We start from the raw sequence: 9,363 nt of genomic DNA, 5'->3' as shown, positions 1-9,363 counted from the left end.
TGGCGGCCTCTGCCGCGACAAGCAGCGCATCTACAACACCTGCGCCGGTACCAGATATGTGCGCTCAACCAACATTCGCCCGGTATCGAACTGGAGCCTCGCCGAAGGCGACGGCGCCTACGAGGATCTTGACGCCTTCATGAATCGCGCCGACGCGCTCGCCGAAAGCCTGCTGGAAAGCGGTATTTCCGCGATGAAGATCTGGCCGTTCGATCCGCCGGCGCAGGACAATCAGGGGCTGTTCATTTCGGCCGCACAGATGAAGCAGGCGGTCGAGCCGTTCGAGAAGATCCGTAAGGCGGTCGGCGACAAGATGGACATCATGGTCGAGTTCCATTCGCTGTGGAATCTGTCGACCGCCAAGCAGATCGCGCGTTTGCTGGAGGATTTTGCGCCGACCTGGTACGAAGACCCGATCCGCATGAACTCGCCCCAGGCGCTTGCCGAATACGCCCAGTCGACCGACGTGTGGGTGTGCGCCAGCGAGACGCTGGGCTCCCGCTACCCCTACAAGGACATGCTCGACCGCGACGCCATGCATGTCGTGATGGCCGATTTGTGCTGGACCGGCGGGCTGACCGAGGGCCGCAAGATCGCAGCGATGGCCGAGACTTACCATCGGCCTTTTGCGCCACATGACTGCATCGGCCCGGTCGGCTTCATCGCCGCCATCCATATGTCGTTCAGCCAGCCAAACACGCTGATCCAGGAATCGGTCCGGGCCTTCTACAAGGGCTGGTACAACGAACTTGTCACGACTATGCCCGTCATCAAGGATGGCTATGTCTACCCGATGGAGGGCGTGGGCCTTGGCGTGGACCTGAAGCCTGCGGTATTCGAGCGTTCCGATCTCACGGTACGCCGCAGCAACATCTGAGGAGTCTGCATGTCGACGAGCTTGTTCGACCTCAGCGGCCGCACGGCCCTCATCACCGGCTCCTCGCGCGGTCTCGGCCGCGCCATCGCCGAGGGCATGGCCAAGGCCGGTGCGCGGATCGTGATCAACGGCACCGATCCGGCCCGCGTCGAAGCGGCGGTCGCGGCGTTGCGCGCCGCCGGCCATGCCGCGAAAGGCGCAGCCTTCGACGTGACCGACGAGGCGGCGGTGGTTGCCGCCTTCGAGCGTCTCGATGCCAGCGCAATCGCGGTCGATATTCTGGTCAACAATGCCGGAATCCAGATGCGCAAGCCGCTGGTGGAATTCTCCAGTGCCGAATGGCGCAAGGTGATCGAGACCAACCTGACCAGCGCCTTCGTCATCGGCCGCGAGGCGGCCAAACGCATGATTGCGCGGGGGCGGGGCAAGATCATCAATATCGGCTCGCTGGCCAGCGAACTCGCGCGCCCGACGATCGCGCCCTATACCGCGGCCAAAGGCGGCATCAAGAACCTGACGCGGTCGATGGCGGTCGAATGGGCGGCAAGCGGCATCCAGGCCAACGCCATCGGTCCGGGATACATGCTGACCGACATGAACCAGGCGCTGATGGACAATGCGGATTTCAACTCCTGGCTGATGTCGCGCGTTCCCTCGAAGCGCTGGGGCCGTCCGGACGAGCTCGTGGGCGCTGCGATCTTCCTCGGCTCATCGGCATCCGATTACGTCAACGGCCAGGTCATCTATGTCGATGGCGGCATGCTTGCCGCGATGTGACGACCATCTTTACGAATCCTGCATCCAGCCAACGGAGACTTTCATGCGCGCCGTCGTCATCCACGCACCCAGGGATCTGCGGATCGACAGTTTTGACGACAAGGCGCCGGCCCCTGGTGAGGTCCGTGTCAAGATCGCTGCCGGCGGCATCTGCGGCTCCGATCTTCACTACTATCACGATGGCGGTTTTGGCACGGTCCGGATCAGGGAGCCGATGGCGCTGGGGCACGAAATCGCCGGTGTGGTCGCCGACGTCGGCGAAGGGGTCTCGCACCTTGCATCCGGCACGCGCGTGGCCGTCAATCCGAGCCGGCCGTGCGGTGTTTGCATTCACTGCCGCGAAGGGATGGGCAACCAGTGCCTCGACATGCGCTTCATGGGCAGCGCGATGCGCACGCCGCATGTGCAAGGCGGCTTTCGCGAATTTGTCACCGTCGACGCCGCGCAGGCGGTCCCGATCGCGAGTTCACTGACGCTTCGCGAGGCGGCGATGGCGGAGCCCTTGTCGGTCTGCCTGCATGCGGCCAAACAGGCGGGACCGCTGCTCGGCAAGCGCGTGCTGGTCACCGGATGCGGGCCGATCGGCGCGCTCATGGTCATCGTCGCGCGCTATGGTGGCGCGGCCGGGATCGTGGTGACCGACATCGCGGACGCGCCGCTTGCCGTCGCGCGAAAACTCGGCGCGAGCCATGCGGTCAACGTCGCGAGCGAAGCGAAATCGCTCGATCTCTGGCGCGCGGGCAAGGGTGTGTTCGATGTGCTGTTCGAGGCGTCCGGCAATCAGGCGGCGCTGGTCTCCGCGCTCGAGCTGATGCGGCCGGGCGCCGTCATGGTGCAGGTCGGAATTGGCGGCGAGATGACGCTTCCGATCAACACCATCGTGGCCAAGGAGCTGCAGCTGCGCGGCACCTTCCGCTTCGATCCGGAGTTCGAGCTGGCCGTCCGCCTGATGGGCGATGGCCTGCTCGACGTCAAACCGCTGATCTCGGCCTCGCTGCCCTATCAATCGGCCGTCGAAGCCTTTGAGCTCGCCACCGACCGTTCGAAATCGATGAAGGTCCAGCTCACGTTCTAGGAGCCTCCCCAGACTAGCCGTCCCCCGGGAAACCGTCTAACAAGCTGGTTGGATCTAGCCGCCGGCGCGCGTCGGCGCGGGGAGTTGACGCCATGCAACAACAGCCGCAGGAGGCATGGGACTACAACGCTATTGTCGCGGACCTCAACAATCTGCTGCGGCTCAAGACCACGGTGACCGGGATCAAGATGTTCGCGCGCGTCGAGGACATGGAGGCGGTCCCAAAAATCAGGCGGCCCAACGCGGTTCATACCACCGATCAGATCGTCAGCATGGCCTCGCGGCTCGGCTGGACCGTCGGCATCACCGGCGAGGATCTCGTCGGAGCGCAGTGCCGTGCCGTAATCGGGCTCGGACCGCAGGATGAAAAATGGCGCGCTGGAGAAAATTACGTCGGCGTCTGGCACGGCACCGCCGAGGATGCGCGCAAGCGCCAGGAGGCGCTCGACGTCGTACCGTTTGGACAATATCAGGCGATGGCGGTGAGCCCGCTCGCCAGCGGCCGGCTCAATCCGCCCGACATCTGCCTCGTCTATGCGACGCCAGGACAGATGATCATCCTGATCAACGGGCTGCAATATGTCGGCTACAAGAAGTTCGAATGGGGCGTCGTTGGCGAAACGGCGTGTGCGGATTCATGGGGCAGGGCGCTCAAGACCGGCGAGCCCTCGCTCTCGCTGCCGTGTTTTGCCGAGCGGCGCTATGGCGGGGTGCCGGACGAGGAGATGCTGATGGCGCTCAAGGTGGACCATCTGGCCAAGGCGATCGCCGGCATGAAGCAGCTCGCCAAAAACGGCCTGCGCTATCCGATCGCGCCCTACGGCATCCAGAACGACGTCCGCGCCGGCATGAGCGCCTCGTACGGGAAGAAGTAGCATATGAAGGCTTCGGCAAAGTTCGACATCATCGTCTATGGCGCGACCGGATTCACCGGCCAGCTCGTCGCGGAATATCTGTCGACGCGGTACCGCGGCGACAACGAGCTGAAATGGGCGATGGCGGGGCGCAGCCTGGACAAGCTCGCCAGCGTTCGTGACACCATCGGCGCGGCGGCCGAGACGCCCTTGATCGTGGCCGACGCCTCCGATCCGGCCTCGCTGCAGGCGATGATCGATCAGACCAAGGTGATCATCTCGACGGTGGGCCCCTATCAGCTTTACGGCAGTGAACTGGTGGCTACCTGCGCAGGCTCTGGCACCGACTATATCGATCTCTGCGGCGAACCGGTCTGGATGCGGCAGATGATCGACAGGCATGAAGCCGCGGCAAAGGCCAGTGGTGCGCGGATCGTGTTTTCCTGCGGCTTCGATTCCGTGCCGTTCGAGCTCGGCGCGTTCTACGTGCAGGAGGAGGCCAAACGCGTGTTCGGCGCCCCGGCGGCCCGCGTCAAGGGTCGAGTGCGGGCCATGCGCGGCACACTCTCGGGCGGGACTGCCGCGAGCGCCAAAGCCACTTTCGATGCGGTGGCCAAGGACCTCAGTCTCGTGGCCATTCTCAACGACCCTTTCGCGCTGACACCCGGCTTTAGTGGCGCGAAGCAGCCGCGCGGCAACAAGCCGGCTTATGAGGAGGATTTGCAGTCGTGGGCCGCGCCATTCATGATGGCGCTGATCAACACGCGCAACGTCCATCGCTCCAATATGCTGATGGGATTTCCGTACGGAAGCGAATTTGTCTACGACGAGATGGTACTCACAGGTCCGGGCGAAAAGGGTGAAGCCAATGCGCGGAAGGTGATGGCCGCCAATACGGAAAAGACCGGTCCGAACGCGCCCAAGCCGGGCGAGGGACCTTCGAAGGAAGAGCGCGAGAACGGTCTGTACGACCTACTCTATGTCGCGATCGGGCCCGACAGCCGCCAGGTTCGCGCGTCGGTCAAGGGCGACCGGGATCCCGGCTATGGCTCGACGTCGAAGATGATCGCCGAATGCGCGATCTGCCTGCTGCGTGACGCGCCCGACGTGCCAGCCGGCTTCTGGACGCCGGGCGCGGCGATGCAGCACAAGTTGATCAAGCGGCTCGCCGATCATGCCGGCCTGACATTTGCGGTGGAGCGGTGACGGCGCGCACATCATAGTCATAGATCCAGTCCCAGCTCCGCGCAGTGAACGGCGTCAGCACCTTTATCATGCGGTCGCGAATCCAGGCGCCGGTCGCGCCGAATTCGCGCTTCTGGTTGCCGTTGCGGCGTGCCAGCGCCACGACGCGCTCGGCGCGGGGCCGGCGCTCGGCTTCGAAGTTTTGAAACGCGATGCCGATCTCGTCTTCGCTCCGGAGCGCGCGGGCAAGCCTGTAGGCGTCCTCGAGTGCGATCGAAGCGCCCTGGCCGGCATGGGGGCTGGTGGCATGGGCTGCGTCTCCGATCAGAAGCATGCGGCCGCGCGACCACGTCGGCAGCGCGGCGACATCGAGCGTCGCGGTCACGACGATCTCCTCCAGGGAGTCGATCAACTGCGGAATGGGGTCGTGCCAGCCGGCGTGAAACCCCTGCAGGTGCTGCCGCAGCGCTGCCTGATCCATCGCGCGGAACGTCGCGGCGTCGACGCCATGGGCTGGCTGGGTGCTCCAGCACATCGCGCCGTCTCGAGGTTCGGGCCCGCAATAGCCGAAGCCGAAGAAGCCGCTGCGTCCAAAGGTCATGGCGAGGCTCGCCCGGGCGCCGGCCGCCTCCAGCAGCGACCGCGGCACGAACCCGCCAAAGCCGAGCAGCCCGGTATCGAAGGGTTTTGGCGCATCGGGAACGACGTGTTCGCGCACGGCCGAATGCACGCCGTCGGCGCCGATCAGGAAATCGCCTTCGGCGCTCGATCCGTCGGTGAAATGCGCGACAATGGGCTGGTTCGGCCGGTCCTCGATGCGTGCGAGCCGCTTCTCGAAATACAATTCGACATTCGAGGACCAGGCCTTCCCGATGATGGCCTCGTTCAGTACGGCGCGGCGCAGGCTCACCGAGGGTTGCCCGAAGCGCTCCGCCATGTTGCGGTTGACTGAGCCGAGAGGCGCGCCCGATTGCGAGTAGAAGTCGATCGATTCGCAGATCGCGCCGCGACGTATCAGATCGGGGGCGAGGCCGAGCTCGGCGAGCACGCGCATGCCGTTCGGCGCGATCTGAAGTCCGCTGCCAGCCCCGGTTGAATGCGGCCAGGCCTCGAAGACGTGCGTTTCGATGCCGGCATGCCGCAGCAGGATGGCGGCGATGGGCCCGGCAATGCCGGCGCCAATGATGAGGGCCTTGCGGGGGCGCTGGGTCATGGCTTGCTCCTGCGATCGTTGGGATGCTAAGAAATTACGGCATCTAATTATCTTAGATGCTAAGATATATATCGACTAAGATAATCGGATGGGCCTTGTCAAGAGCAAAATCGCGCGCGGCGCTGCTGCAGGACCTCGAGAACGCAATGCGGAAAGCTTCCGCGCAGGGAACCATGTTCGCGAAAACTGTGGCCGATCGCGCCGGCATCTCCAGTTCCGACATGGACTGCATGGACTTCCTCAACGTGGAAGGCCGCATGACCGCGGGCCGTCTCGCGGAGCTGACGGGGCTGACCAGCGGCGCCATCACCGGCGTGATCGACCGGCTCGAGAGGGCTGGCTTCGTGCGTCGCGAGCGCGACGAGAGCGACCGGCGCAAGGTGTTCATCGTTCCGGTGCCGGAACGGGTCATGGAGATCGGACGCCTGTACGAGTCCATGCAACGCGCAATGCACAGGCAGAGCGAGGGTTACAGCGACGCCGAACTGAAGTTGTTGTTGCGTTATGCGACCGAGAGCTATCAGTCGATTCTCGGGGCGACGAACGAGCTGAAGACAATGATCGAAGCCTCGCCCAAAGCAAAGCCTGCCGCCATCAGCAAGCCTCGGCGGGACGCGTAGGCGGCTCTCCGGCTTTCATCCTGTACGGCTGCGCCGCGGCGAACATGCCCCACATCGTCCCAAGCATCATGAAAAAGTGTCGCCAGTGGTCGGTATCGATGATGAAGCTTTCTCCCACCGTGCCGAGAAACGCCGCGAAAATCGCGAGATAAGCGCGCTGCCAGGGCACGCGGACGAAGACATGGCGAAAGCCTGTCATGACCGTGAGAAAGACCAGCGCGGGATAGCAGACGCCCGATAGCCATCCGCCCGACATGAAGGCGTTCAGGTAGGAATTGTGCGTGTCCTCGGGAAAATAGTGATGGAACTGCAGCGGGCCGATGCCGAACGGCAGGTCGAGTGCCATGTCGGCGCCGAGAATATGCCTCCCGAAGCGGCCGAAGCGGCCTTCGTCATAGCTCTGGTCGAAACTGGCGCGCTGCCGAAACATGTCGGCGACGGAATCGAAGGACATCAGCACCGCGATCAGCGCGACGGCGAGGAGGACTGCGACCAGCGTCATGGTCACGATCCGCGATCGCTCCTTGCCGGAAGCGCTGGTCATGACCATCAGCGCCAGCATGAAAGCGGAAGTCAGAATTAAGCCGCCCCAGGCGGCGCGCGAGAACGCCAGCAGGATCGCGAGCGCCATGATGCCGAATGCTATCGTCGCGCGGAACGCCTTGCCGAGGGGCGCGGTCACCACGCTCTGCAGCACGAACAGCGAGGGAAGGATCAGGAAGGCGCCGAGCACGTTCGGATCCTTGAAGGTACCGCGCGCGCGTCCGTACAGGGTCAGGAGATCGTATCCCCCGGGGACGACATTGAGGTATCCGGCGACGGCGGCCAGCGCCGCAATGACCGCGCCGGTGACCAGTCCCCGGCGCAGCATGTCCAGCCGCGCGGCGGTATCCTCGGCCACGACCATGGCGAAGAAGATCACGGTGAACGCCATGTACCAGGAGGTCGCGATCCAGCTGGCGATGATGGAATCGTCGAGCAGCGGAACGGCAGCGATGCTGTAGCCGGCATTGAGCGAGATCAGGAGCAGAATGAGCGGCATGAACAACAGCCGCAGCCGTAGGCCGGTCGCGACGAAGATCGCCGCCGCCGTGAGTGTCATCACCTCATAGGGGCTCGGCTCGATGAACACGATCGCGCCGGATGCGCCGACGAGCCAGACCATCGCGCGCTGCAAGGCAAGTACGCCCGGCGGCGCAGGTGCCGCCTGGGGGAGATGACCCGATGTCGCCGCCGCATACGCCATCACACACTTACTCTACGTAACTCGTATTCACTCACCCGTTTGTCATCGCCCGGCTTGACCGGGCGATCCAGTATTCCGAGACGTTCGTGCGATCATCGGCACCTCGTAGTACTGGATGCCTCGCTTTCGCGGGGCATGACGGAGTAGGGTGAGTTCGACAATAAGATCAGTACGCGTTCTCGTTCTTGGTCATCAGCGCGATCGGTGTCTTCAGCAGGATGAAGAGATCGAGCAGCACCGACCAGTTCTCGATGTAATAGAGGTCGAATTCGACCCGCTTCTGAATCTTCTCCTCGTTGTCGATTTCGCCGCGCCAGCCATTGATCTGCGCCCAGCCGGTGATGCCCGGCTTGACGCGATGGCGGGCGAAATAGCCGTCGACGGCCTCATCGAACAGGCGGCTCTGCAGCTTGCCCTGCACCGCATGCGGCCGCGGGCCGACCAGCGAGAGATTGCCCTTGAAGACCACGTTGAAGAGCTGCGGCAGCTCGTCGAGGCTCGTCTTGCGGATGAAGCGGCCGACGCGGGTGACGCGCGGATCGTTTTTCGTCACGACCTTGGCCGCAAGCGGATCGGCCTGGTCGTGATGGAGCGAGCGGAACTTGAAGACGTCGATACGCTCATTGTTGAAGCCGAAGCGCTTTTGGCGGAACAGCACCGGTCCGCGGCTGTCGAGCTTGATCGCGAGCACGACCAGCGCCATGACCGGCAAGGCCATCAGCAGGACGATGCCACCGACGATACGGTCAAAAAGCCACTTCATCACCAGGTCCCAGTCGGTGATCGGCGCCTCGAACACGTCGAGCGTCGGCACCTCGCCGAGATAGGAGTAGGAGCGGGGGCGAAAGCGCAGCTTGTTGGTGTGTGCGGACAGACGGATGTCGACCGGCAACACCCAGAGCTTCTTCAGCATCTGAAGGATGCGCGTCTCCGCCGAGATCGGCAGCGCGAACAGCACGAGATCGACGCGGGTGCGGCGGGCAAACTCGACGATGTCGTCGACTTTGCCTAGTTTTGGGCTGCCGGCGCAGGTTTCCAGCGCGCGGGTGTCGTTGCGGTCATCAAAGACGCCGAGCACGTGGATGTCCGAGTCGTCCTGGTCCTTCAGCGCACGGACGAGGCGCTCGCCGTTCTCATCCGAGCCGACGATGATGGTGCGGCGGTCGAGCCGGCCCCGGCGGGCCCAGCCGCGCACCAGCGTGCGCAGGAACAGGCGCTCGGCGACCAGCATCGCGAGCCCGATCACGAAGAAGGCCGAGAGCCACAGGCGGGAGATCTCGCCGCCGAGTTTTGCAAAGAACGATGCGCCGATGAAGAGCAGGAACACAAAAGTCCAGGCGGAAATCATTCGCGTCATCTGCCGCAGCTGGCCGCGAAAGACCTGCACCTGATAGATGTCGGCGGCCTGGAAGCAGATCACGGCGGCCGCGGTCATCCCGAGGATGGCCGCGACGTATTCCCAGACGAAGCCGCTCAAGGGAACGACATAGGCAAAGTACAGCGCGATGCCGGTCAG

At 64.0% G+C, this 9,363-nt stretch carries 9 protein-coding genes; 6 read left to right on the top strand and 3 right to left on the bottom strand.

What is annotated here, in order from left to right:
• The 5 genes from JOZ76_RS31000 to JOZ76_RS30980 form a co-directional block, all read left to right on the top strand.
• Positions 1 to 877 (top strand): mandelate racemase/muconate lactonizing enzyme family protein (locus tag JOZ76_RS31000; RefSeq protein ID WP_291705204.1); only part of this gene is annotated, 877 nt, incomplete at its 5' end.
• Between the two features lie 9 nt (positions 878 to 886).
• Entirely contained in the window at positions 887 to 1,654 is a 768-nt protein-coding gene (locus tag JOZ76_RS30995) for an SDR family oxidoreductase (protein WP_291705203.1), read from the top strand.
• A 43-nt stretch (positions 1,655 to 1,697) separates the two neighbouring features.
• Complete coding sequence (locus JOZ76_RS30990; protein ID WP_291705202.1) at positions 1,698 to 2,729, top strand: L-idonate 5-dehydrogenase; 1,032 nt, start codon at positions 1,698 to 1,700, stop codon at positions 2,727 to 2,729.
• A gap of 92 nt (positions 2,730 to 2,821) precedes the next feature.
• Positions 2,822 to 3,604 carry a DUF169 domain-containing protein gene (locus tag JOZ76_RS30985; RefSeq protein WP_291705201.1) on the top strand — a complete coding sequence of 261 codons (783 nt, stop codon included), beginning with the start codon at positions 2,822 to 2,824 and terminating at the stop codon, positions 3,602 to 3,604.
• Between the two features lie 3 nt (positions 3,605 to 3,607).
• Entirely contained in the window at positions 3,608 to 4,789 is a 1,182-nt protein-coding gene (locus JOZ76_RS30980; protein ID WP_291705200.1) for a saccharopine dehydrogenase family protein, read from the top strand.
• Here JOZ76_RS30980 and JOZ76_RS30975 read toward each other — a convergent pair.
• Positions 4,740 to 5,981, bottom strand: a complete 1,242-nt coding sequence (locus JOZ76_RS30975) for an FAD-dependent monooxygenase (RefSeq protein WP_291705199.1) — start codon at positions 5,979 to 5,981, stop codon at positions 4,740 to 4,742. The two genes, JOZ76_RS30980 and JOZ76_RS30975, sit on opposite strands and share 50 nt — an antisense overlap.
• Before the next feature lie 146 nt (positions 5,982 to 6,127).
• Here JOZ76_RS30975 and JOZ76_RS30970 point away from each other — a divergent pair, with 146 nt between their 5' ends.
• The gene (locus JOZ76_RS30970; RefSeq protein WP_291705198.1) at positions 6,128 to 6,601 is read left to right on the top strand and encodes a MarR family winged helix-turn-helix transcriptional regulator; all 474 of its coding nucleotides are present in this window, start codon (positions 6,128 to 6,130) and stop codon (positions 6,599 to 6,601) included.
• Here the strand turns inward: JOZ76_RS30970 and JOZ76_RS30965 are convergent.
• The gene (locus tag JOZ76_RS30965) at positions 6,576 to 7,847 is read right to left on the bottom strand and encodes an O-antigen ligase family protein (RefSeq protein ID WP_291705197.1); all 1,272 of its coding nucleotides are present in this window, start codon (positions 7,845 to 7,847) and stop codon (positions 6,576 to 6,578) included. The two genes, JOZ76_RS30970 and JOZ76_RS30965, sit on opposite strands and share 26 nt — an antisense overlap.
• 166 nt (positions 7,848 to 8,013) lie before the next feature.
• Positions 8,014 to 9,363 (bottom strand): undecaprenyl-phosphate glucose phosphotransferase (locus JOZ76_RS30960; protein WP_291705196.1); only part of this gene is annotated, 1,350 nt, incomplete at its 5' end.

This window comes from Bradyrhizobium sp. (assembly GCF_019244115.1).
Classification (GTDB): Bacteria; Pseudomonadota; Alphaproteobacteria; order Rhizobiales; family Xanthobacteraceae; genus Bradyrhizobium.
The sequence above is the reverse complement of the archived record's forward strand: the minus strand, read 5'-3'. Positions and strand labels throughout refer to the sequence as shown.